The sequence below is a fragment of the Flexithrix dorotheae DSM 6795 genome (genome assembly GCF_000379765.1).
Classification (GTDB): Bacteria; Bacteroidota; Bacteroidia; order Cytophagales; family Flammeovirgaceae; genus Flexithrix; species Flexithrix dorotheae.
In genome coordinates, this window is sequence record NZ_KB903431.1 from 300,185 (window position 1) to 324,673 (window position 24,489).

At 36.2% G+C, this 24,489-nt stretch carries 15 protein-coding genes and 4 tRNA genes; 10 read left to right on the top strand and 9 right to left on the bottom strand.

The window, feature by feature from the left end; translation table 11 throughout:
- Window positions 1-8: 8 nt before the first annotated feature.
- Entirely contained in the window at window positions 9-1,847 is a 1,839-nt protein-coding gene (locus A3EM_RS0105160) for a type IV secretory system conjugative DNA transfer family protein (RefSeq protein WP_020527111.1), read from the bottom strand.
- 274 nt (window positions 1,848-2,121) lie between these two features.
- On the opposite strand from A3EM_RS0105160, the gene A3EM_RS45535 reads away from it, so the two are divergent.
- Window positions 2,122-7,440: a toll/interleukin-1 receptor domain-containing protein gene (locus A3EM_RS45535; RefSeq protein ID WP_020527112.1), complete on the top strand. Its 5,319-nt coding sequence runs from the start codon at window positions 2,122-2,124 to the stop codon at window positions 7,438-7,440.
- Window positions 7,441-8,692: 1,252 nt separating this feature from the next.
- On the opposite strand, the gene A3EM_RS0105185 is transcribed toward A3EM_RS45535, so the two are convergent.
- Window positions 8,693-8,765, bottom strand: a tRNA-Met gene (locus tag A3EM_RS0105185).
- A gap of 77 nt (window positions 8,766-8,842) precedes the next feature.
- Between A3EM_RS0105185 and era the strand changes: the two genes are divergently transcribed.
- Window positions 8,843-9,724, top strand: coding sequence for a GTPase Era (gene era / locus A3EM_RS0105190; RefSeq protein WP_020527116.1), 882 nt, complete (start codon window positions 8,843-8,845; stop codon window positions 9,722-9,724).
- A 78-nt stretch (window positions 9,725-9,802) separates the two neighbouring features.
- Window positions 9,803-9,979 (top strand): hypothetical protein, encoded by a 177-nt coding sequence (locus A3EM_RS0105195; protein WP_157637746.1) that lies wholly within the window; start codon window positions 9,803-9,805, stop codon window positions 9,977-9,979.
- A gap of 129 nt (window positions 9,980-10,108) precedes the next feature.
- Here A3EM_RS0105195 and A3EM_RS0105200 read toward each other — a convergent pair whose 3' ends face one another.
- The 4 genes from A3EM_RS0105200 to A3EM_RS0105215 form a co-directional block, all read right to left on the bottom strand.
- On the bottom strand, window positions 10,109-12,676 hold the full coding sequence (locus A3EM_RS0105200) for an ABC transporter permease (protein ID WP_020527118.1): 2,568 nt from the start codon (window positions 12,674-12,676) through the stop codon (window positions 10,109-10,111).
- 225 nt (window positions 12,677-12,901) lie between these two features.
- The gene (locus tag A3EM_RS0105205; RefSeq protein WP_020527119.1) at window positions 12,902-14,044 is read right to left on the bottom strand and encodes an acyl-CoA dehydrogenase; all 1,143 of its coding nucleotides are present in this window, start codon (window positions 14,042-14,044) and stop codon (window positions 12,902-12,904) included.
- A gap of 179 nt (window positions 14,045-14,223) precedes the next feature.
- Window positions 14,224-15,366, bottom strand: a complete 1,143-nt coding sequence (locus A3EM_RS0105210) for a hypothetical protein (protein ID WP_169513326.1) — start codon at window positions 15,364-15,366, stop codon at window positions 14,224-14,226.
- A gap of 304 nt (window positions 15,367-15,670) precedes the next feature.
- A complete protein-coding gene (locus A3EM_RS0105215) occupies window positions 15,671-16,486 on the bottom strand; it encodes an XRE family transcriptional regulator (RefSeq protein WP_020527121.1) in 816 nt (271 codons plus the stop codon).
- A gap of 505 nt (window positions 16,487-16,991) precedes the next feature.
- On the opposite strand from A3EM_RS0105215, the gene A3EM_RS0105220 reads away from it, so the two are divergent.
- Both A3EM_RS0105220 and A3EM_RS0105225 read left to right on the top strand, forming a co-directional pair.
- Window positions 16,992-18,002: a glutamine synthetase beta-grasp domain-containing protein gene (locus A3EM_RS0105220; RefSeq protein WP_020527122.1), complete on the top strand. Its 1,011-nt coding sequence runs from the start codon at window positions 16,992-16,994 to the stop codon at window positions 18,000-18,002.
- Between the two features lie 235 nt (window positions 18,003-18,237).
- Window positions 18,238-18,462, top strand: coding sequence for a hypothetical protein (locus A3EM_RS0105225; RefSeq protein ID WP_020527123.1), 225 nt, complete (start codon window positions 18,238-18,240; stop codon window positions 18,460-18,462).
- A gap of 109 nt (window positions 18,463-18,571) precedes the next feature.
- On the opposite strand, the gene A3EM_RS45540 is transcribed toward A3EM_RS0105225, so the two are convergent.
- On the bottom strand, window positions 18,572-19,102 hold the full coding sequence (locus A3EM_RS45540; RefSeq protein WP_157637747.1) for a hypothetical protein: 531 nt from the start codon (window positions 19,100-19,102) through the stop codon (window positions 18,572-18,574).
- A gap of 274 nt (window positions 19,103-19,376) precedes the next feature.
- On the opposite strand from A3EM_RS45540, the gene A3EM_RS0105235 reads away from it, so the two are divergent.
- From A3EM_RS0105235 to A3EM_RS0105250, 3 genes are all read left to right on the top strand, one after another.
- Window positions 19,377-19,449, top strand: a tRNA-Lys gene (locus A3EM_RS0105235).
- A gap of 165 nt (window positions 19,450-19,614) precedes the next feature.
- Window positions 19,615-19,698 (top strand) — tRNA-Leu (locus tag A3EM_RS0105245).
- Between the two features lie 19 nt (window positions 19,699-19,717).
- Window positions 19,718-19,790 (top strand) — tRNA-Lys (locus tag A3EM_RS0105250).
- 81 nt (window positions 19,791-19,871) lie between these two features.
- Here the strand turns inward: A3EM_RS0105250 and A3EM_RS0105255 are convergent.
- Complete coding sequence (locus A3EM_RS0105255; protein ID WP_020527125.1) at window positions 19,872-20,240, bottom strand: VOC family protein; 369 nt, start codon at window positions 20,238-20,240, stop codon at window positions 19,872-19,874.
- Between the two features lie 164 nt (window positions 20,241-20,404).
- Here A3EM_RS0105255 and A3EM_RS0105260 point away from each other — a divergent pair, with 164 nt between their 5' ends.
- Together A3EM_RS0105260 and A3EM_RS0105265 are read left to right on the top strand one after the other, a co-directional pair.
- Window positions 20,405-21,895: a hypothetical protein gene (locus A3EM_RS0105260; RefSeq protein ID WP_020527126.1), complete on the top strand. Its 1,491-nt coding sequence runs from the start codon at window positions 20,405-20,407 to the stop codon at window positions 21,893-21,895.
- A gap of 94 nt (window positions 21,896-21,989) precedes the next feature.
- Entirely contained in the window at window positions 21,990-23,882 is a 1,893-nt protein-coding gene (locus tag A3EM_RS0105265) for an ABC-F family ATP-binding cassette domain-containing protein (protein ID WP_020527127.1), read from the top strand.
- Window positions 23,883-23,962: 80 nt separating this feature from the next.
- Here A3EM_RS0105265 and dcd read toward each other — a convergent pair whose 3' ends face one another.
- On the bottom strand, window positions 23,963-24,478 hold the full coding sequence (gene dcd, locus A3EM_RS0105270) for a dCTP deaminase (RefSeq protein WP_020527128.1): 516 nt from the start codon (window positions 24,476-24,478) through the stop codon (window positions 23,963-23,965).
- Between the last annotated feature and the right edge of the window lie 11 nt (window positions 24,479-24,489).

Consider the following 24,489-nt stretch of genomic DNA (forward strand, 5'->3'; position numbering starts at 1 on the left):
TTTATTTATCATCCCAACAATTCCTCCACCTCCAAATGAATTTTTTGGAAATTTAAATCCACGAGTTTTTCTAGTTTTGCTTTATCCAATTTTCCATCAATGTGTACAAAACCATCAAAATCTTTTTCTTTGAATTGATAAGGATGCTTTTTGATTTGTTCATCGAAGAAGGTGGCTTCTTTTCCTTTTTTACCAGTGACTTTGCCTACGAAATGCCCCTTTTCAAGGCTTTGGATGTAGGAGGGAGGTAAGATCACCTTTTCATGTAAGGATTGCGTCTGTGCCTGGCTCTGGGAGATTCTGGAGCCTCCCTGGCTGGTGCCAGCGCTAAAACTCTGGTGGAGCATTTCTTCTTTTCCAAAGAGATCACTAGCCAGTTTGGCTGTGGCAAAATCATTGACCATTCCAAAAAACTTGTTGCCTAAATTGGCTGATAAGGCTCTGGCATAATTTTCTTGATAAGCCAGCTGAGTTACACTGTAATCCTGAGTGGCAACTGCTGTAACAATTCCCCTGCTTCTTCCGGTTTTGGGTATTTTCTCTAGGTTAGGAATATACAAAGTGCCAATTTCATCACAGAGATAAAGGCATTTTTGTTTGCCTTGCTGATTGATGAGTTTGCTGACCACCGTAGCCACCAGACTCACCGTAGGAGAAATGGATTCCTCCACCATATCCCAGTTGCCTACACACAACCATGAAGGATTTTTCGGATCATTCAAATCCAGACTAAAGTCATTTCCACTGAATACCCAAAATATATTTTTGGCATATAAAGCACCGATGGGATTTTGCAGACTGGCTGTCATTCCGGCCAATTGGTTTTCAGCATCCAGTTCCATAGCCGATCGGATACTGGCTAAAGCATAAGCAATTTCTGAGTCTTTACAGAGCAATTTAAGTACTTTGGGAAAGGGACTTAAAGCCAATAAAACAGCATGAGGAAGATCACAAAATTGGGGATGATTTTTTCTGAGGAAAAAGAAAATACATTTAAGATAAAGAATCGCACTTTCCGCCCAGAAATCCTTTTTAGCTACCCATTCCTTTTTAAGACTGGTGAGAATGGCAAGTGCATAATCATGGGCAAAAGTGAGGTCAGGCATGTATTCTGGGTGGATAGGATTTACCCGATGGGATTTATCCAGTTGGGAAAAATTCAGGGTATAAAAATTTCTTCCCCTGTCTCCAAATTTTTCCAGACTATGGAAAGCTTCATTGGTGAGTTCAGGATATTTGTAATCATAAATGAAAGCAGCATAATCCTTTTGGGCTGCCTGATGAATGAGTTGATCAATAATACTCATAGTTTTCCCCGCACCAGCTCCTCCGACAATTTCAATTCCATCCTCAGGATGAAGGATTTGCAAGTAACCTTTTTGGGTTTTGAGGTTGAATCCAGACTTGGAAGGTTTCCGATTGGTTTTAAAAAAGGAGGAATTTGAGACAAATGAAAAATTTAACCTTGAAAAAAGAGCAGGTACAAAAATCAGGTAACTTAAAAAGTAAATGGGATAAAAGTATTTGACAAGACCAACAGGAAAGTAATCGATAAAAATAAATCCCAGGGCAAAAGCCAAAACCAGAAAAAGGGTCAGAAAAGGAAAGTGATTTTGTTCCTTGTCAGATACAAAGGATTGAGGCTGGATAATCAACACCAAAGGATAAAGCAAAAGCAGACCAAGTCGAATTTGGAATAAATTGGGAAAAATGAATTGATGATAAATCTGAATGGCAAAAGGGTAGGGGAATAGGGAAATATCCCACCAGAACAAATAATGCCAAAGCAATGCAAAAGAAAGTAAAACCACCACTAAAATAGCCGGATTGAAAGGGGAATTGTTCATGGTAAATTACAAATTGTTTCCAGCTAGATAGAAAGGATTATTGGCTTGGGCAAGTTTTAACCATAGAGCGGGATATTAGTGATGAAAAATGCCTGATACTTAACCTGGTTTAACCAGGCTTAAGGATAAAATCAAATGAAAAGAAAAATCATAAAGTAAAATTATGAAAAAGTATTCTATCATTTGGATTATGAAGATGAGCAAAACACTAGCTAGGGCGCTTTTCCGTTAGTTTGGAATAAGATTTTTTAAAATTCAGAATTGATTTTTTTATATGTCCTTTTTTAAAGATGTTTTTATCTCCTATGGTCGTAAAGAAAGCCTTAGTTTTGCCGGAAGATTGCACCAGCAGCTCAAATTACAGGGCTACGATTGTTGGTTTGATAAGGTGAATATTCCCGATGGAGATGATTACGCTTTAAGGATAAAACACGGCATTGAGTCTGCTCACAACTTTGTGTACATCATGGCTCCCCGTAGCCTGACTTCTCCCTATTGCCTTTTAGAATTGGAATATGCCCGATTGTTGGGGAAAAGAGTAATTCCCATGAATCAGATGGTGGGATTTGATATTGACATTCGGGAATTGACTCAGGAGGAAATAGCTACACTTAACAGGTTTTACCATGAATTTCAATTACCCAATCCTAATCTTAAAAGCACACAAGATGTAAGGGATCGGTCAATTGCCTTAATTGGAAAAACAGACTGGTTGGATGCCAAGGAAGAACTAGAAAAAGAAGACTGTATAGCACTCTCAGAATGGGCCATGCAGTATGAAAACCATTGGCACAAACATGAGAATGTAGACTTTTTATCTCCACTGAAACTGCCTTTATTTGGAAAAGGTATAGATAGATTTGATAGCATCCTTGAAAGATTGACCGAAGTTTTGGAACGGGAAAAAAGTTTTGTGATCCAACACACTGAAATCTTGCAGAAGGCGCTTGATTGGAAAGAAAACCAGAAGCAAACCAATTATTTGGCAGTTGGTGAAGAGCGGAAACTAGCCATGGAGTGGTTGCTTCAACCATTTACAGGAGGTAGGCAAATTCCGGCAACTCCTTCGGTCTGGCATTGTGAATTCATTATGGAAAGCAGGAAGAATGCCGAAAACCTGATGACCGATGTTTTCATTTGTTGTAGTTCGAAGGATAAAAGTATAAAAGACAATATTGTTAATACTTTATCCAGATATGGGATTACCACCTGGAATTATGAAAGAGACATCCGGAAAGGAGAAGATTATCACCAGGCAATTTTAAGGGGCATTGAGGAAGCCGATAACTTTATGCTATTTATTTCTCCGGATGCCATGTCCTCCTTACATTGCTACAAAGAATATCAATATGCCCTGCAATATCAAAAACGCATTATTCCTTTACTCATCAAACCAACTGATGCTGGAATTAAGGGATTTGAAAACTTTCCAAAACTGACCAATATTCAATACGTAAATTTTACAGATAATGTAATTGAGGAAGATTACCACCGGGATATTGATGAAATTTTGAACTTTTTAAAGCAAGACGAAAAATATTTTGAGGAGCATAAACAATTACTGACTAAAGCCATAAAGTGGGAGAAAAATCAGCAGAAATCGGTTTTCCTATTAAGAGGATTTAACCTGGAAAATGCCCAAACCTGGCTCAGAATTAATGAGAAAAGAGCGCAGAATGCCCCAACAGCATTACATAAATCATTTATAAAAGCGAGTTCAGCAGCCAAAGGCAGTCTGGCAACAGAGGTATTTATTTCTTATTCCCGAAAAGACAGCGACTTCGCCCGGCAGGTGAATAATGCCTTGCAGGAAGCAGGGAAAACCACCTGGTTCGATCAGGAGAGTATAGCGACAGGAGCCGATTTTCAAGCAGAAATTTATAAAGGCATCTCCTCTTCCGATAATTTCTTATTCATCATTTCCCCAGATGCAGTAGATTCGCCTTATTGTGCCGATGAAGTAGCCTATGCAGCTGAGCACAACAAGCGTTTCATGAGTATTTTGTATAAAAAAACGGATGAAAGTAAACTCCCGGCATCACTGGCGAAAGTACAGTGGCTGGATTTTGAAGGAGGAGATTTTTCAAAAAGGTTTGTAGAGTTAATCCAGGCAATAGAAATAGATCAGGAGCATGCCCACCAACATACCGTATTACAACAAAGAGCAACTGAATGGGAGGAAAATGATAGAAGTAGTGACTTTTTACTCAACCAGTCAGCATTTACCAACGCCAATGCCTGGTTGGAAAAAGGGAAAGGAAAAATACCTCTGCCAACCACCTTACAGAAAGAATATATACTAAAAAGTGAAGAAGCCATAAAAGCAGCAGAAGCCAAAGAAAGAGCTATTGAAAATCGTCTTAAAAAACGATTAAGAATAGCGGGAGCTGCGTTAGGGATAGCAGTGCTCTTTATTTTAGTAGCGGTATATTTTGGATGGCAGAGTTATAATAGTGGGGAAGAAGCTAAGGATGCATTAAATATGGCAGAATTAGAAAAGGAAAGGGCAAAACAAGAACAACAAAAAGCCGAAAATGCAAGAGATCATTTAGCACTGAAACAACAAGAGTTAGAACAAGAAAAACAGGCAGCTTTAAATGCCAAAGATTTTGCTGAAGTAAAACGAATTGAGGCCGAACAGGCAAAACTTATTGCAGAAGAGGAAAAAGAAAAACAAAGGTTAGTCCTAAAAAAATTTAAGGCAAGTAGCGTTTTTTCAAGATTACAATTAGAAAACTTAGTTGAGCAAGACCCTACCTTAACTTTTAATCTAATGAATTGGGTTTATAAGGAAATAAAGGAAGACGATGCAGTAGTAAAAAAGGGTTTATATGACACATATAAAAACCAGACTTTTTATCGGAGTTTAAAAAGCTGGAAGGGGTGGAGGCATACAAGTATTATTACTTCAGTTAGTATTTCGCCAAATGGGAAGCAGGTATTGACAGGAAGTTTCGATAATACTGCAAAGCTGTGGGATCTTGAAGGGAATGAGTTACAAACATTTGAGGGGCATTCTGCAATTGTGAAATCTGTCTGTTTTTCGCCTGATGGCAAGTATGTTTTGACAGGTAGTAATGATTATACTGCTATTTTGTGGGATTTACAAGGCCATGAACTCCAGAAGTTTAAGGGACATAATGATTGTATATTTTCTATCGATTTTTCACCCAATGGCAAGTATATAATTACAGGAAGTTGGGATAATACTGCCAAATTGTGGGATTTAAATGGAAAAGTGTTGCAAACCTTTAGTGGACATACTGATCACATAACCTCAGTTAGTTTCTCTCCTTTTGGCAAATATATATTAACTGGAAGTTTTGATAATACTGCTAAATTATGGGATTTGGCAGGCAAAGAACTCCAAACGTTCATAGGTCATGATTATGGAGATCAGGTATCTTGTATTTGGTCAGTAAGTTTTTCCCCTGATGGAAAAAAAGTGTTAACGGGTGCTTCTGATAATACTGCTAAATTGTGGGATCTTTCAGGAAAAGAGCTGCAAACTTTTACCGGCCATAATAGAGGAGAATATGGATCAAGTGTTAATTCTGTAGCATTTTCACCAGATGGCAGAAATGTATTGACTGGTGGAGATGATAATACTGCTAGAATGTGGGATCTTGAAGGGAATGAAGTGCAGAAATTTATCGGGCATCCAGCCATAATAAGTTCTGTAAATTTCTCACCAAATGGAAAGATAATTATTACTGGAAGTGAGGATAAAACTGCAAAGCTTTGGACACTAGACGGACAAGAGATACATAAATTCAGGGGCCATGTAGGTCGTGTAGAATCTGTTTCTTTTTCCCCGAATGGTAAAAAAATGTTGACTGGAAGTGCTGATCATACTGCTAAATTATGGGATTTATACGGAAATATTTTGCAAACTTTTAGTGGCCATATAGGTGAAGTTAACTCAGTGGTGTTTTCCCCAGATGGAAAACAAATTCTAACTGGGAGTACTGACAAAACAGCAAGGTTATGGGACCTTTCTGGCAACGAATTAAAAACTTTTAAAGGACATACTGATGGAATTACTTCGGTGAGTTTTTCCCCTAGTGGTAAACAAATATTAACTGGAAGTGCTGACAAAACGGCCATATTGTGGGATCTTTCTGGTAACAAATTAAAAACTTTCAAAGGCCATACAGATGGAATTACTTCGATAGATTTTTCCCCAGGTGGAAAACAAATTTTAACAGGGAGTGCTGACAAAACAGCCAAATTGTGGGATTTTTCAGGGAATGAATTATTATCCTTCAAAAGCCATACAGATGGAATTACTTCGGTGAGTTTTTCCCCTAGTGGTAAACAAATTCTAACTGGGAGTACAGATAAAACAGCAAAGTTATGGGACCTTGAAGGGAAAGAATTACGGACATTCAGTGGGCATACAAGTGGAATAGCCTCTGCTGTTTTTTCAAATGGAGGTGGATATTTGGTTACAGGAAGTTGGGATAGTACTGCCAAATTGTGGGATCTTGAAGGCAATGAAATTAAAACATTTACAGGGCATTCAGGGAGTATTTGTTCAGTGGCATTCTCATCCGACAGGAGTTGGTTATTGACAGGAAGTGAGGATTATACGGCAAAATTATGGAGCCTTTCAGGGCAGGAGTTGCAAAAATTTCAAGGGCATAAAGACCAGGTCACCTCAGTGGCATTTTCTCCTGATGGTAAATATACCTTAACTAGTAGCCACGACAAAACAGCGAATTTGTGGGATATTAATGGTAATATGGTTCAATCTTTTATTGGACATAAAGCAGCTGTAAGTTCTGTGAGTTTTTCACCAAGTGGCAAAAATATTTTAACTGGAAGCTATGATGGTACTGTGAAATTATGGAATCTTGAAGGTAATGAAATAAAAACATTTGAAGTTACAGATGAGGTAACATCCTTGTGTTTTTCCCCAGATGGAAATTATATTTTGACTGGTGGTGCAGATAAAACAGTCAAATTATGGGATCTTAAGGGTATTGAACAACAGGTTTTTACTGGACATGATGGTGAAATTACATGTGTTGCTTTTTCCCCAACTGGACAGAATATATTAACAAGCAGCTGGGACAATACAGTTAAACTATGGGATTTACAAGGGAATGAACTACGTACACTTAATGGACATATAGGTGATGGAAAATATACGGGTGTTTTTTCGGTTTGTTTTTCTCCAGATGGTAGGCAAATATTAACAGCAGGTATGGATAATGTGGTGAAATTATGGGACTTATGGGGAAATGAATTGCAATCTTTTTCTGGTCATACTAGGGGTGATTTTTCTTCCGGGGTTTACACGGTTAGTTTTTCCCCTGATGGTAGTCAAATATTGACTGGTGGCGCAGATAAAACAGTCAGGTTATGGGATCTTTCTGGCAACGAATTAAAAACTTTTAAAGGACATCACGAAGGTGTAGCATCAGTTTGTTTTTCACCAGATGGTAAGTATATATTATCCGGAAGCGGAGACAAAACAGCCAAACTTTGGAAGCCTAAAATGAATTTAGAAGATTACATTAAAAGAGGGAATTACGATCGCCTTACAGAGGCACAAATACGAGAGTATGGATTGTTGGATGAATATTAAATGTTTTAAATAGAATATTCCTTGCTAAAAATTTTAAATTCAAGGGCTGGATCTCTATTGTTTACTATCAGGAAAAATGATATTTGGAATTGATGAAAATTGCTCAAAATTTAATCTAAGTTCCCTAATGGTTGAGGCTTTTCTTCCCACCCACAAAAACCACCCTCTTGGATTTTCTAAGGTAATTGCGGTTCTGAATTACTGATTTTTATTTCAAGTTTTAATCAACCAATTTCTTTAAAACTAAATCTTTTCTCAAATTTCTTAGGCTGTATTCCCAAATATTAAAATTTATCTAATTATTATGTTTTCATTCTTCCTAACTCTCAAAAACCATCCTCAGGGATTTTTAAGGCATATTTGGTTCTGAATTGTCTCCTAAAAATGTGATTTTTTTCAAATTTTCATAATTGTACTATTTTAAGATGGTGGTTTTTAAGTTAGGTTAGCCAAAACTTCTTTAAGTGCAATTTTGATCCGCCTATTCCTTAGAAAATCCAAAACAATATTAATGTTATTGAAAAGATGGAAATTTCTTAAATTTTTAAATTAAGGCAATAGCTTTTTCAAATTCTTTTTGGGTCAAACTGGACGGACGGGACAAATGGGCCATTTGGGATAAATGGGTCAAAATAAGAGGTTTTAATTCATTTTAAGGTAAAAAGCCAAAAATCTGAATGGTTACCTGTTTAGTGAGGTTTCGCTGCATTTAAATAGATGTAAATACTTAAATTCGGAAAGTTTGAACCTGTAAATAAAGACTACTTAAGGTTCTAATATACTCTGGAGGTAATTGGTTGTACTTAGCTTGATTTTACCACCAAAAATTAAATGAAATCAATCCAAATTTTCTTCCTCAAAAATATCCTTCAAACTCTCAAAAAAAAATGTTTCAAGTATAGTTTTTTGGGGAAGAATGGGCTGTTTCGATTCCAAAAATTCTGATTCCCCAAAATGAATCAAAAAGTGAGTTTCAAAAGTTTTTTGAAGAAGGAAAAATTTAGCTTCAAAATGCCATTTATTTTCCAGTTTTTATCAAAAACTGTCAACTTTTTTCAGGACGAGTCAGAGACAAATGAGAGGAATGGGACAAAAAAGACACTTGGGACAAATGGGTCAGTAGCGGAGATAAAATAGGATAAAATAAGGAAATTAAATTCTTTTTTTTCAAAAAGTGTTAACGGTTCTGTTAACGCTTTTAAACAAAAAACCTGTAAGTGCTTGACTTACAGGTTTTTATGATCCTAATTTGTAGCGGAGGCAGGACTCGAACCTGCGACCTTTGGGTTATGAGCCCAACGAGCTACCAACTGCTCCACCCCGCACTGTTATTGAGGTCACAAAAGTAGTAATAAGTTTTATTAAAACAAATATATTTGCAGAAAATAAATAAAAAATCGAAATGGAAAATCATAAAGCAGGGTTTGTGGCAATTTTGGGAAAACCAAATGTGGGGAAATCAACACTGATGAATCAGTTGGTTGGAGAAAGACTTTCAATCATCACTTCAAAGGCGCAAACTACTCGTCACAGGATTATGGGGATCATAAATGGAGAAGATTACCAAATTGTATATTCTGACACTCCAGGGATAATTGAGCCGAAATATGAATTGCAAAAAGCTATGATGGGGTTTGTAGATTCTTCTCTGGAAGATGCTGATTTAATTTTGCTGGTGGTGGAAATGGGCATGAAAGAAATTGAGGAATCCATTTTAGAAAAACTTGGACAGGTAGGGAGTCCTGTTTTCCTGGTTTTAAATAAGGTCGATCTGGGTGATCAGGAAGCCGTGAATGAAAAAATGAATTATTGGAGAGAAAAATTCCCGTTTAAAGATATTATCCCTGTTTCAGCTCTTCATGGATTTAATTGTGATACCGTTTTTGATTCAATTGTGGATTCATTGCCTGTTCATCCTCCTTTTTTCGCTAAGGATGAATTAACGGATAAACCGGAAAGATTTTTTGCATCTGAAATAATTAGAGAGAAAATTTTCCTGAATTACCAGAAAGAAATTCCATATTCCTGCGAAGTGGCTGTTACTGCCTTCAAAGAGGAGGAAGCAATTATAAGAATAAGGGCTGAAATTTATGTGGAAAGAAGTAGTCAAAAAATTATTTTAATCGGAAAGGGGGGACAGATGCTCAAAAAAGTAGGGACTGAAGCAAGAAAAGATATGGAAGAATTTTTTCAAAAAAAGGTGTTTCTGGAACAATTTGTAAAGGTGGATTCTGATTGGAGAAAGAAGGTTTCGAGGTTAAAAAATTTCGGTTATAAAAATTAATGATAGATTTTTTGTCTGTCCAACTTTTTCAATTGTCTGAATAAGTGTAAAAGTCGTTAAATTTAAATGCCCATTGTAATGACTACAAAAAGAAAAAGATTGAACAATAAATTTACAAAGCTTGATACCAGAAAGGTAAGTTTAGCTTACGTTAACAAGTTTGAATCTGCTGTAAAAGTATTTGAAAAAGTACTTGAAGAAGAAAATGTTAAAAGAGGAATGCTTATAAAAAGCAGGTTTGCCAGTTTTAATTAAATTATATTAAAGGTTTATTTTTGTAAAGTGGAATATTTTTTCCACTTTTTTTTGTGCCTTTTTTTAAATTCAAACATTTCTTGTGGCTTCTACCAATGGATTTGATAAAAATTCATCCTTTCTTTTAGTCTACATTTCTTTTTGAAGGACTTCTAAGGGAGAATGGCTGACAATTCCTCTAAGGTTAAGCCAGCTTATTAAAGTAGTGAGGAATGTTATTGCCAGAATAATTAATCCTATACTTAGTAAATTAGGTGTGAAAAATAAATCTAAAAAATAAATAGAAAGTCCCCAGATTGCTCCAAAAGATAATAATACACCAGTAAGCGCAGCCAAAAAACCTAAATAACCATATTCTAATATGGTAATACTAATTAATTGTTTTTGCATAGCTCCTAGTGTACGAAGCAGAGTGTTTTCCTTGATTTTGGCAAATTTACTGTTGGCTACTGAGCCGGCAAGGACCAAGAGTCCTGTTATAATGCTGAACATGGCCATAAAACGGATGGCAAAAGCAATTTTATTCATTACATCATCTAGAGTCCTGACAATCAGGCTTAAATCTACCGTGGAAATATTAGGATAAAGATTAGATAATTTTTGTTTGAATTTGGCAGATGTTTGTTTGGTTGGGGAATTTAGCAACATGGCGAAATATTGGGGAGCTTGTTCCAAAACTCCTTTGGGGAAAACAAAAGCAAAATTTGTTTGAACTTCCTGCCAGTCCACTTTCCTTATACTTCCCACAAAGGTATTGAGGTTGACGCCTTGTAAATTAAAATTGACCTCATCACCAACCTTAAGAGATAATTGATTGGCAATGGTTTCAGTAATTGAAACATATATGGAATCATTGGCCTGAATGGAATCTGTTTCTATTTTTCCTTCAATGATAGATTCAGAGGCTAGCAAATGATCCCTGTAAGTAACAATATATTCCATATACAATAACCAGTTGGGAATGTTTTCTTCAGGATTTTCTCTTACTTCGCTGAGTGTTTGACCTTTGAGTTTATTTAGCCGAAGGGTAACAATAGGAACGAGCTGTTTTTGTTCAATTTCAAATTTTTCCACGAGTTGCTGGGTAGGAGAGGTTTGGTTTGGCTGAATATCAAAAAGTATCAGGTTTGACCTGGTTTTATTCCCAATACCTGCAACCTGATTTAATATCCCATCCTGTACACTGGTAACTGTAGCCACCAAAAATGCTCCCAGCCCAATCACTACCATAAGTACAGCGGTTTGGTTATTGGGACGAAACAAATTGGCGAGACTTTGTTTCCAAACAAAGCCAATCTGTTTGGGTGAGAGTTTTTTTATCATAAAAATGAGCAGGTTTGCGACTAAAATCAAGCACAACAAAGTCACTAATAATCCCAAAAAGAAGAAGCTTCCAATCTGCAGATCATTGGTTTGTACTATTGCAAATGCCCAATTGAAAACCAAAATCAATACAAATATTAACCTTTTGATATTTCTGTTTCCTTTTAATTTATCTGGAAAAGACCGCAAAACAGCAAGGGGAGAAGTGTATTTGATGTTGATTAATGGTAATGTTGAAAATAAAATGGTAATGATAATTCCAACTATAAATCCTTCAATAATGGCAAACCAGGAAACTGAAAAGTTGAGGGCCACAGGAATAAAATCCTGGAGGATATATGGAATTAATAATTGAATAAAATGCCCCAGGGTAATTCCAATGAGATTCCCAATTAAACCTAGAAATAGAATTTGAAGGAAAAAAATCTGAAATGCAATGTTTCCAGATGCGCCAATGCATCTTAAAATGGCAACAGTATTGATTTTCTCTCTTGTATAAATATGAACAGAACTGGCTACCCCTAAAGAGCCTAGAATAAGAGCCACAAATCCCAATAAATTAAAAAAACGATAAAGGTTTTCAAATCCACTACTGAGGCTTTCTTTTCTGTAAGAAACCGTTTCGTATCCATAGCCGTGCTTATTAATTATGGGTTTGATTTCGGCTAGGAGGGCTTCTCCTGTTTTTTTTCCATAATTTTTAAAATATTTCCTGTAATTAACCCTGCTTCCTTTTTTGAGCAGTCCTGTTTTTTCAATTTTTTCATACGGGATGTAAACGGAAGGTGCTATAGTTCCTGCAATTTTAATATTGCCAGGAATTTTGGTAACTACGCCTGCCACAGGCAACTGCAAATCTCCGACTTTGATATAATCACCAGGTAAAATATTATACTCCAGTGCCATGTTATCATCCAAAATAGCGACTCCTCCTTTATGAAACCTCTCTAATGCACCTGCTGGTTCAGTCTTCATCTCTCCGTAAAATGGATACCTTCCTTTTATGGCCACAATTTGGGCCAGCCTGCTTTCTTCCAGGTTGGGGAAACTCACCATAGAAGAAAACCTTGCATCTTCTGCCTGAGGGTAAGGCAGAGTATCAAAATGCAGTGAATCTGCTTCATAAAAATTATTTTCGCTATATAATACAAGGTCAGCGCCCAGTAGGGCTTTTGCCTGATTATCAATGTCTTTTTTTAAATTAAAATTGAAAGAATTTATAGCTACTAGTGCAGCTATTCCAATCACAATAGAAGAGATAAAAAGTGATAAACGACCCAGATGTTTTTTAGCATCATTCCAGGCAGTTCTCCAAATCCATCCACTTTTAAAGAGATGAACTTTTTTCCTTTTTATTTTAATAAATCTATCCATGCTGGTTTGTAGTGAGTAAAATGGAAATCTGGTCTTTCTCCAAAAAATTGAGGCAGATTGTTTAATTTATAAAATAATCAAATAACCAAAAAGCTAAGGAATAAATTCCTTACAACCTATTGGATAATTTACAATTTTTCTAAAAATATTTCACAAAAAAAGACCAACAGCAGAATACTTTTGGTCTTTTATTTTTTTATAGGTTTAATATTTTTACCCGGGGGATCAATCATTCATCAATTCTCTGGAAATGACTATTTTTTGAATTTCAGAAGTACCTTCATAAATCTGGGTAATTTTAGCATCTCTCATCAATCGCTCTACATGATATTCCTTTACAAATCCATATCCACCATGAATTTGAACGGCTTCCACAGTGGATTCCATCGCTATTTTTGAAGCAAAAAGCTTAGCCATGGCACTGGCCTTGGAGTAATCTTTTCCCTGATCTTTCAAAAAAGCGGCTTGTAAACACAGCATTCTGGCGGCTTCTATATTTGTAGCCATTTCGGATAACTTAAAGGCAATTCCCTGATGCTGATGGATTGGTTTTCCAAAAGCTTTTCGTTCTTTTGAATATTGAATAGCAAGTTCCAACGCTCCGGAGGCTATCCCCAAAGCTTGAGAGGCTATCCCTATTCTGCCACCATCCAGGGTTTTCATGGCAATTTTAAATCCTTCTCCATCCTCGCCCAACCGGTTTTCCTTTGGCACTTTTACATCGGTAAATCCAAGTGAATGAGTATCACTGCCTCTTATGCCCAGCTTATTTTCTTTTTTCCCAACAATAAATCCTTCCTGCCCTTTTTCAAGTATTAAACAATTGATTCCTTTATGTTTTTTCTCTTTATCAGTTTGGGCAAAGACCAGATATACAGAGGCTGTATTGCCGTTAGTAATCCAGTTTTTGTTTCCGTTTAGTAAATAATAATCTCCCTTATCTTCAGCCGTGGTTCTTTGGGAGGTTGCATCGCTACCGGCTTCTGGCTCAGAGAGACAAAATGCACCCCAAATTTCACCTTTTGCCAATGGAGTGAGGTATTTTTCTTTTTGTGCCTCGGTTCCATATTTTTCAAGTCCCCAGCAAACCAGTGAATTGTTCACAGACATGCAAACAGAAGCGGAGGCATCTATTTTTGAAATCTCTTCCATGGCTAGTACATAGGAAACGGTATCCATTCCACCCCCACCGTATTTGGGATCTACCATCATGCCTAGAAAACCAAGTTCTCCCATTTTTTTTACTTGTTCCAATGGGAATTTTTGCTCTTCATCTCTTTCTATTACACCCGCTAATAATTCTGTCTTGGCGAAATCTCTTGCGGCATCCCTGACAGCTAATTGTTCTTCTGAAAAATTAAAGTCCATATGAATGTTGTTTTGGTTATTTTATGAATGATGCGGTATTAATTAAAAACAGCTAATAACCAGAAAAGGTTATCAGCTGAATTTGTTTTAATAATTGTGGTTGTAATTATGTCAGATTAACGCATAGTAATTTATTATGCATGCATAACAAAAGTAATAAAAATTACCCTAAAAAAAAACTATTGGCATCTGTCATTTTTTACTCTGAAATATTTTCTGCCATTCATGTAAAATTTTCCATCCCGAAGTTCCACCTGATAGCTGGCAGATGATCCGTCATTATATTGTAGGATTAGTGTCCCGGTATTGCCACTTCCATTTGCACTCCATCGGCCTGCATTATTACTGTTGGCCACACCAGAAAAACTGGACACTGCGCCACTTGAAAAACTACTGGTATCATCCTTTCTGGCAAAGGAACCATCACTACACAGCCAGAAAATAATGTGGTCAGTGAACCCAGTTGAAGTCTTATAATATTCTAGTTTCCTGCCTTTTAAGTATTGCTGCCAGTCTGCCACATTGCCTGAGGGGTCCACAGCAACCTTTGGTTGGTAAAAACTAATACTTTTTGCATGTTGTGTAGCTGTATTTTTTAAATCTTCATTGTAGTCCTTGGTTTCACTTATGGCCAGAATGGTGGCTCCAATGCCAAACGGAGAAAGGATGCCGATGGCAAAACATTTGGCTTGTCTTTGGTTAAACATACCTTCAAACTCACTTGAAATTCCATTCGTTCCAAATAATTTTGGTTCACCCGAAATATTAAATCTAATATTTTGATCCATAATGCCCTGACGTGCCGCAACCTTTAATTGGTCAATAGTTTTAGCTTCCTGATTGGGTATAAGAAAAATCAGACTTCTTTGATCTGGCGATACGAATGTATATCCACCTTCACCAGTTTGCGAACTCCAGCCGGCTGGAGGATTGAATGAAATTCCCCATTCATCATTTCGGGTGGCGCCTATAGTATTTTGATTTGAAGAAATATTATTTGACGGGTTTAAATTGGGATCTGTTTGTTTTTGTAAATTAATGGATTGCCCTTCACTATAAATGCTTAATGTATTTCCCTGTATGGTTCCCGAAAATGGGATGTTAGTGCCAAAATAATTGTATGTACCCTGAATGGATTTCTGGTCATAGGATTTGGCAACCAGGTTGAAACTTCCTTCCTGACTTTTTACAAATCCTGCATAATTTCCAGCAGATTCCGTAAACTGAATAGTAATTTGTCCATTGGAAAAGCTTCCGATAAATGGATCACTTTGTCCGAAGGAATATAGGGAAAAAGTTAGTAGAAATAATGCGAGAATCAATTTAATATTGGAGACCATCTTATTAATCTGGTTAGTTTTAATTAATTTACTAAAATTGAATTTTTAATCCTAAGATTGGATATTGATTTTAGTTTTATAAAAATTCTTTCACTATTTGGTAAAAGCAAAAAATACTTCAATCAATTTGTGGAAATATACGGGTAGAAAAATGGATTGTTAGGCAGGACAGTCTCCTAAATTGCTAATAGAAGTTAACCTCGGATGGTAAAAAGAAAGCCAGTCTGAAAGAACCTTGAATCAAACTGGCATTTATTAATAAAATGAATGTAGTTGGGGATTTTGCTTAAAAAGAAGGGTTGTTTTGATTTTCCTTTATCTCTCTGATATCATCTTCAAGTCTCCAGAACGCCTCTTTTAATTCTGACACTGTATGATTTTCTTCAGGAAATTCTTTGCTGATAAATGCGGCAAATTTCCAAACCTCAATTACATCCTCTGCGGGAATTTCGTAAGAAGGGTAATTAATATTTGATGATTTAAGAATGAATTTACTCTCAGATTTAACCCTGTTGTAAATCTTCTTTAAAACTATCCCTTCATTCATATTTTTTACTACTACCACACAAACCTGCCCGTCTTTTATGGAATTCCAGTCGGAAATAAATTCTCCTACCACAATGCTTTTGGGCTTAAGAGGAAGCATTGAATCTCCTTTTACTTCAAATGCCCTGTAGGTTTTGCCTTTTGGTAGAAAAGGTAACTGATACTTTGGCAACTCACTCAGGTATTCGGTGTCTGCGTAACCGGCTGTATACCCGGCTGAAGCTTTAATAGGAACCAATTCAATGTTTTCATTATCACTTTGGTCGGTGGTAATAGCCAGAATTCGCAAATTTTCTGCTTTTACATATTTATCGGTTTCTTTTTGTTGCTTTATTTCCGATTCATCCAGTTTTGACAGATCCACATTTAATAGCTGGTCAACAGTAATATTGAAATATTTGGATATGCGGTTAAGTATTTCATACTTGGCTTCTGCTCGGCCATCTTCATAAGAACTTATTGCACTTCTGGTAAGGCCAAGCTTCATTCCCAGCTTTTCCTGGCTTGGCTTTCCGTGTTTTTCTCTTAAAAATCTGAGGTTTTTTCCAAAGTACATTATAAATATAGTTTTGTCTAAAAAATGCAGCTATTAAAATGTAAATGAGATGTTTACAATATTAGCAATAAATTCTCATAAAAGTAATTTTTTTTCTATAAAATACCATTTTTGATATTTGTATTGGGAATTTTTTGTTAAAAAAAACTACTTAAAAAGCCTCGTGTGCCTAGATATTGAGGTAGGGCTTCCTGAGGGAAGGAGGAAAAATTGTCTCCGGCTATCATATAAGATACATGGTGCAATTAAAAAAAGAGTTTAAGCAAACTGTTAATTCGGTTATGATTTTAGTTGAATATTTAGCAATTAATTAATAAAATAGTAATTATCAGCCTTATTTATTGATGATTTTGTAAAAATAACACGGTTTTAACTAGAGAAATATTGATTCGACTAAAAATAGTTATATTTTTAACCTAAATAATTAAATATTACAGAGATTTTTATAATTTTGGGTAATTATAAGACCATCAAATTGTAAAATCAAAGTAAAAATAGCTACAGAATGACAAAAGCAAAGTTAGAGTACATTTGGCTAGACGGATACAAGCCAACTCAAAGTTTGAGAAGTAAAACTAAAATAGTAAAGGATTTTAGCGGAAAATTAGAAGATTGCCCTATGTGGTCTTTTGATGGTTCCTCAACTGAGCAGGCAGAAGGAGGTTCTTCTGACTGTTTATTGAAACCAGTTGCTATTTACCCAGACCCAGCCAGAAAAAATGGATACCTGGTGATGACTGAAGTTTTAAATGCTGATGGAACTCCTCACGAAACTAATGGAAGAGCTACTATTGATGATGATGATAATGACTTCTGGTTTGGTTTTGAGCAAGAGTATTTCTTGTGGGATCCAGCTACAGATCTTCCATTTGGTTTCCCATCAGGTGGTTATCCTGCTCCTCAGGGACCATATTACTGCTCTGTTGGTGCGAAAAATGCTTACGGAAGAGAAATTATTGAAGAGCACTTAGATCTTTGCATTGAAGCTGGTTTGAATGTAGAAGGAATTAATGCCGAAGTTGCTGCAGGACAGTGGGAATTTCAGTGTTTTGCAAAAGGTGCACAAGAAGCAGGTGACGAAATTTGGGTTGCAAGATACCTTTTAGAAAGAACTGCTGAGAAGTATGGTTTATCTATCAACTGGCATCCAAAGCCACTTGGTGACACTGACTGGAACGGTTCAGGAATGCATGCTAACTTCTCAAATGAAGTATTAAGAACTTGTGGTTCTAAAGAAGTTTATGAGAAAATATGTTCAGCTTTCGCTCCGGTAGTTAAAGAGCATATTGCAGTTTACGGTGCTGATAACCATATGAGATTAACTGGTAAGCACGAAACTCAAAGCATAGATCAGTTTAGCTTTGGTGTATCAGATAGAGGGGCCTCTATCCGTATTCCAATTGCTACTGTAGAAAACGGATGGAAAGGATGGTTAGAAGACAGAAGACCTGCTTCTAATGCTGATCCTTACAAAGCTGCTGCTAGAATTATCAAAACTGTTAAATCAGTAGACTAAGTTTTAGCGCAATGTTTTTTGAAAGGTGTTCAAGTTTGATTGGACACCTTTTTTATTATACAAAGATTAATTTATAGTTTACATTTTGTGAATTGGTTGGAATTTACTTTTCTATTTTACAACTTTCGTCTGTAAAAACTATTTTCATTAGTTTTTTACCATAACCAAATATTCCTTTCTTTAACCTTCCGTCATTACTAACTGTTTTTCTACTTAATTTTTATTATTTCCTATCGTGAATATAAAAATTTATCATCGGGATAAGCTGGTTAGTGAAGCCCCTTTTGAAGCCCCGTCAAATGAATGGGCAAATATTGCCTGGATTATCAAAGGGTTCACTAAAGATGGCTGTAGTTTTGAATTATATTACCGAAGTGAAGAGGAATACAAACTATACCATAACTGGATGCTGAAAATTATGTACAAGGAAGGTGCAGAATTGGATACAGTGGAGTATTAGCTTCTGTAGGCTCCAAACTCAGGCAAACTCAATTCTAAAGGGGGGAGAAAAAATGCGCCCCCGTTCAGAATTCTTTTTCAAAAAATAAGGTAACCCTAATTCTTTCGGCTTAATTGATCAAAGCCAGATTGTTTTCCCTAATATACACTTTTTCTTTATCCCAGAGTATCTCATACCAAATATCATTTTTTGATAGTATTTCTACCCGATGCCCTTTTCCTACTTTTTCTACAAGGTTTGCCCCGGCTGAAGGTTCATCCATTAAAAAAGTATTGTCATTGGTAATTATCCCTTTATGGGAATCTAAACCAAAATTTATAGTGAAGAAGAACAAGGCTATAAAAGAAGTTAGAAAAATGGAGGGTATCAGGACGTCTCTTTTATTTATTTTGTTTTTAATGATCAACACCAGTAAAAACAAGAAAGTGGCTAAGACTCCTCCAAAAACGTAATACAGGTTTGCCTGAAAAAAAGCATAGAAGAATTCCGCATCGGTAAACTTATATCCTTTTAGTTCATTATCCGATGCTAAATCCATCATTTTATCCAAAACTTTTTTGTCTGCTTTGAATAAATAATACAAATTCAGGTAGTATAAAGTATTGGTAAAATCGCCTTCATTCTCTTTTATAAATGCCATTTTTAACAACATTTTTGGAGAGAACTGTCTATTTTCTTCTAATATATTATTGTAAATAGTGAATGCTTCCTGAAATTTATTTTGGTTGAAAAGAGAATCTCCTTCTATTAATTTGGGGTTTGAGGGCGCGGATATGGTCCGAAAGAATGTGGTCAAAAATAAAATTGACATCAAACAGAATAATTTTTTGATTTTTTTTTGCATTGAATGTATTTAATATTAGTTTTGCACCGCAAATAACGCAAAGGAGAGGACAAAATCCAATATCCTTTTAGATTCCGTAGCTCAGCTGGTAGAGCATCTCCCTTTTAAGGAGAGGGTCCTGGGTTCGAATCCCAGCGGGATCACAGCTGATTCGAAAGATCGTGAAATTAATGAAAATCCTGAAAAGGGAAGTGAAGTTGGAGAAAATCTTTCGAAATTTTTTTTTGTGTCATTTGATGCAGGAAAATAAAAAAAAGTATGGGAGTTTGGTGTTTTTCATTTGAATTCTCAATCTTGATTTTTTTACTGCCCACGTGGTGGAATTGGTAGACACGCCATCTTGAGGGGGTGGTGGGCTAACGCCCGTGGAAGTTCGAATCTTCTCGTGGGCACTAAATTAAGAAGATATTAGATTCCGTAGCTCAGCTGGTAGAGCATCTCCCTTTTAAGGAGAGGGTCCTGGGTTCGAATCCCAGCGGGATCACAAGCACAGCTCCAAGTTCAGAAATGAACGAGCTGTGCTTTTTTTATTTCCTCAGTCTGGACTCTGATTACAAATTAAAGATTAATGAGGTGAATGAAAAGAAATTTGATTTCCTTCCGTATCGATAAAAGTAGCCATATAGCCAATTTCATCAGATATTTTAGTTTTAGGTAATACCACCTTTCCACCGGCAGATTCAACTCTTGATAAAGGCGTACTTAAATCGTCACCACCATTTAAATATACTCTTGCTCCATTTTCCGATGGTTTGTTCCCGTCTCCATAACAAACGGCTCCTCCTACTTCTCCTTCACCACAGGGTAAGAATGCCATTTTTATTCCCATAATATCTTGCTGATACAGCTCCGCATCGAACACTTTTCCGTAAAAGTCTAAAGCTCTTTCGTAGTTGGATGATGGGATCTCGAACCAATTAATTGCATTTGCCATTTTTTGAATAGTTTTTAGTTGTAAAAATTAAATGATGCTTCAAATGTAAGTGAGTACTAAAAAGTTTTTTAGCTAAAAAATATAAAAACGTAAGATTCTAAAAAGAGAAAAAATGTTTTAATTTCATACTGAATATATTTTAATATGAACTTCTCTAAGTTTCTATGCAAAAAAAAGGTAATCTATTTTTATTGATAAAGTCTTTATCAAAGCCTGAAAAAAGGTATTTCCGGCTATTTACAAGCCAGCAGGAAAGTCAGCATAATTACCTGAAGCTTTTCGATTTTATACAAAAGCAAAATGAGGATGATGATCAGGCCATAAAAACGGCATTCAAGGATGAAAAATTTATTAAACAACTTCATGTCACTAAAATCTATCTCCGTGATTTGATTTTAAAGGCTCTCAGGAATTTCCACCAAAAATCATCCAAAAATCTATTAATTCTTGGCTATCTCCAGGAAATGGAAATTCTTTTTCACAAAGAATTATATCCTCAGTGCGAAGCCCTGGTTGAAAAAATTATAGGATTGGCTGAATCTTATGAAAAATTCCCTTTACTCATTGAGGCCCTGAATTGGAAAAGGAAATTGCTGATGACTACCAGAGGGGCCGGAAAAGAGCAGGAAAATATTAATATGATTTTGAAGGAAGAAAGGAAAATTCTGGAATGGATAGGGGAATTAAATGAACTATGGCGAATCACCATAAATATTTACAATATTTTTCAGGAGCTTGAAGGAATTGCCGGAACCAGACAGGGCTATAGTTTGAAAAACAAACTTTTGGATAAGGAACCGGATTTTCTTCAGGGAAAAGTGCTTTATTACTATATCAGGCAAACGGAGTCTTATTATAAGGCTGATCCGGAAAAGGCTTACCAATTTGCCGAAAACTTATGTCTGTTACTTGAAAAATTGCCTGAAAGGATTAAAGATGAACCTAAAGTGTATTCAACTGCTCTAAGTAACCAGATTGGAATGTTATTGCAAATGAAAAGACTGGATTATATTCCACCCTTACTGGAGAAAGCCAAGCAAATACCCACTACTTATGGCCTCAGGATTAATTCTTCATTTGTGGTCCGGTGGTATGTTCAGATATTTAATATAGAATTGGAGTTGCTCAGAGATACTAAGGCCTTTGAAAAAGGGGTGGAGCGAATTGGAGAAATAAAGGCTTTTATTGAAAAGCATAAGCAATCAGTTCCATTGGCTTATCGGCTGCTACTATATTATCAGTTTTCTTATCTTTATTTTATGGAAAAGGAGTTCTCAAAATCCCTTTCCTGTCTCAATATCATTTTAAATGAAAATTTTGGTGCTGAAAGATCGGATATTTTAAGCTATGCCAGGTTTTTAAATCTGGCCATTCATTTTGAATTGGGAAATATTATGGTGTTAAAATATGCAGTTATTGCTACCAAAAGGTTTTTAAAAAAGAATAGAAAGCTTTTGCCATTCGAAAACACTCTGCTAAAATTTTTCTCAAAAGTGTCTGTTTCCCCAAAATCTCATTTTCCGGAATTATTACAAAAACTAAAGAAAGATTTATTTGCAAAAGCCGGAAAATCAGAAATTGAACGGGTGCTGGACTATTTTGATTTTCACTATTGGATAGAGGTGAGATTGCTGAAGAACAAACAGACACATTAGTTTTTAGGAAATTTCTCCTTTACAAAAATCAAAATTTAATAATAGGTCTTTAAGAAAAGATACAATCTCAGGAAATTCTCCTTAATTTTGCCGCATGAATTATTTATCAGTTGATAGTCTGACAAAGACATTTGGAGAAAAGGTCTTATTTGAAAATATTTCCTTTGGTATAGAAAAAGGGCAAAAAGTAGCTCTCGTAGCCAGAAATGGGTCTGGAAAAACGACATTACTAAAAATTATTACAGGTCAGGACAGTGCTGATACTGGCGAAGTGGTCATTAATAAAGATATTTCAGTGGCTTTTCTCCCTCAGGAACCAGCGTTTGATAATATCAACTTTGTAATGGATTATATCTTTCAGGGGGATAATGCCATTCTAAAGGCCATCAAGCAATATGAGGAAGCCATAAAAGCATACGAAAGTGATCCATCCGATAAAAATCTTGATGTGCTTAATTCGGCCACAAGTGAGGTCGATAATTTGAATGCATGGGACTTTGAAGTGAAGGTTAAGCAAATTTTGGATAAGCTTAAAATTTCCAATCTCGATCAGGATGTGAAATTGTTATCCGGAGGGCAGAAGAAAAGAGTAGCCCTAAGCAGAGTACTGATTGAAGAACCTGATTTTCTAATTCTGGATGAGCCTACCAACCACCTTGATCTGGACATGATTGAATGGCTGGAGGAATATTTATCCAAACAAAACCTTTCCTTGTTTCTGGTTACACATGATCGCTATTTTCTTGATAGAATCTGCACGGAAATCATTGAAATAGAAGATGAACGGGTTTATAAACACAAAGGGAATTACAGTTATTACCTGGAGAATAAATCGGAGAGGGAACAGCAAATGACCAAAGAAGTGGAGAAGGCCAGAAACCTGATGCGAAAGGAACTGGAATGGATAAGAAGGATGCCAAAGGCCAGAGGTACCAAGGCAAAATACCGTGTGGATGCATTTGATGACTTGCAGGAAAAAGCCAAGGGCCCTGGTAAGAAGGAAGGTTTACAATTGGGCGTGAATATGGCCAGAATGGGTAAGAAGGTAATGGAAATAAAAGGCCTGAATAAATCCTTTGGAGACCTGAGAATTACCAATGATTTTAATTACATTTTTAAAAGGAAAGAGCGGGTTGGTATTGTGGGTAAGAATGGGGTAGGGAAGTCCACTTTTCTGAATATGTTAACCGGGAAGGAAAAACCTGATAGTGGAATTATCGATCATGGAGAAACCATTGTATTCGGTTATTATACGCAAGCGGGAATCAAGCTGGAAGATGGCAAAAGAGTGATTGATGTGGTTACTGATATTGCCGAAGTGATTCCACTTGCTGATGGAAGCAACCTTACTGCTTCTCAGTTTTTGCAGTTGTTTTTGTTTCCTCCAAAAACACAGTATTCTTTAGTTTCCACTTTAAGCGGAGGGGAAAAAAGAAGGCTTTATTTGTTGACAATTCTGGTGAAAAACCCCAACTTTTTGATTCTGGATGAGCCTACAAATGACCTGGATTTACTTACCCTTAATGTATTGGAAGATTTCCTGTTAAATTTCCAGGGCTGTCTTATTCTGGTGACTCACGATCGGTATTTTATGGATAAATTGGTCGATCACCTTTTTGTTTTTGAAGGAGATGGAGAAATAAGGGATTTTAATGGGAAATACCTGGAATACCGGGATATGGAGGATGAAAAAGAACGGTTGGAAAAATTAGAAAAAGAGGAAAAGAAAAAAGCTCCACAGCCCAAAAAGGCTTCCGGTTCGGACTCAAAGAAGAAACTTTCTTACAAAGAACAAAAAGAATTTGAGGCACTGGAAAAAGAAATTCCAGAGCTGGAATTAAAAAAAGAAGAATTAAGTGCAAAAATGAATTCTGGTGAAGTCACCGATCATATTGCTTTGCAGGAAATTTCGGAGGAAATTGGGGAATTGATGGAAGAAATAGATGAAAAAACCATGCGTTGGCTGGAGTTATCGGAATTGGCTTGATTCTTTGTTTGAGTTTTTTCAATAAGAAAAGCCCTGGATTTAAGTCCGGGGCTTTTTCGTTTTCATGATTTTTATTGAATTTAAAACTCCTTGTAAATCAGGCTTGGTTGAACACCGTTGTTGTTGTGATACTTTAAGCTATTGTATTTGACAAACTCACCAGTCATTTCATGGAAAAAGATTTGACAGATTTCCACACCGGCATAAATTTTTACAGGCTGAATACAGGCCAGTTCAAGTGTCCAGTAACCATTGGCTCCAACATTTCCCAAACCGGCCGTAACATGTATAAAAATTCCCAATCGGCCAATTGAAGACCTTCCTTCAAGCATGGGTACATGATTTTCCGCCTTGGTTAATTCTTCAGTTCTGCCCAGGTATAACTTCCCGGGTTGCATCACAAATCCATCTTCTGGTATTTCTATTTTTTCTACTTCATTGGCCAGTTTCATGTCAAGCACATCTGCCTTATAAACCAGTAAATCTTTATGTAATTTGAGGTTGTAGCTATTCGGGTTGAGTTGCTTTTGGTTGAAAGGTTCAATGAAAATATCCTTGCCAATTCTATTCTCGATTTCTTTTCCGGATAATATCATATTTATCGCAT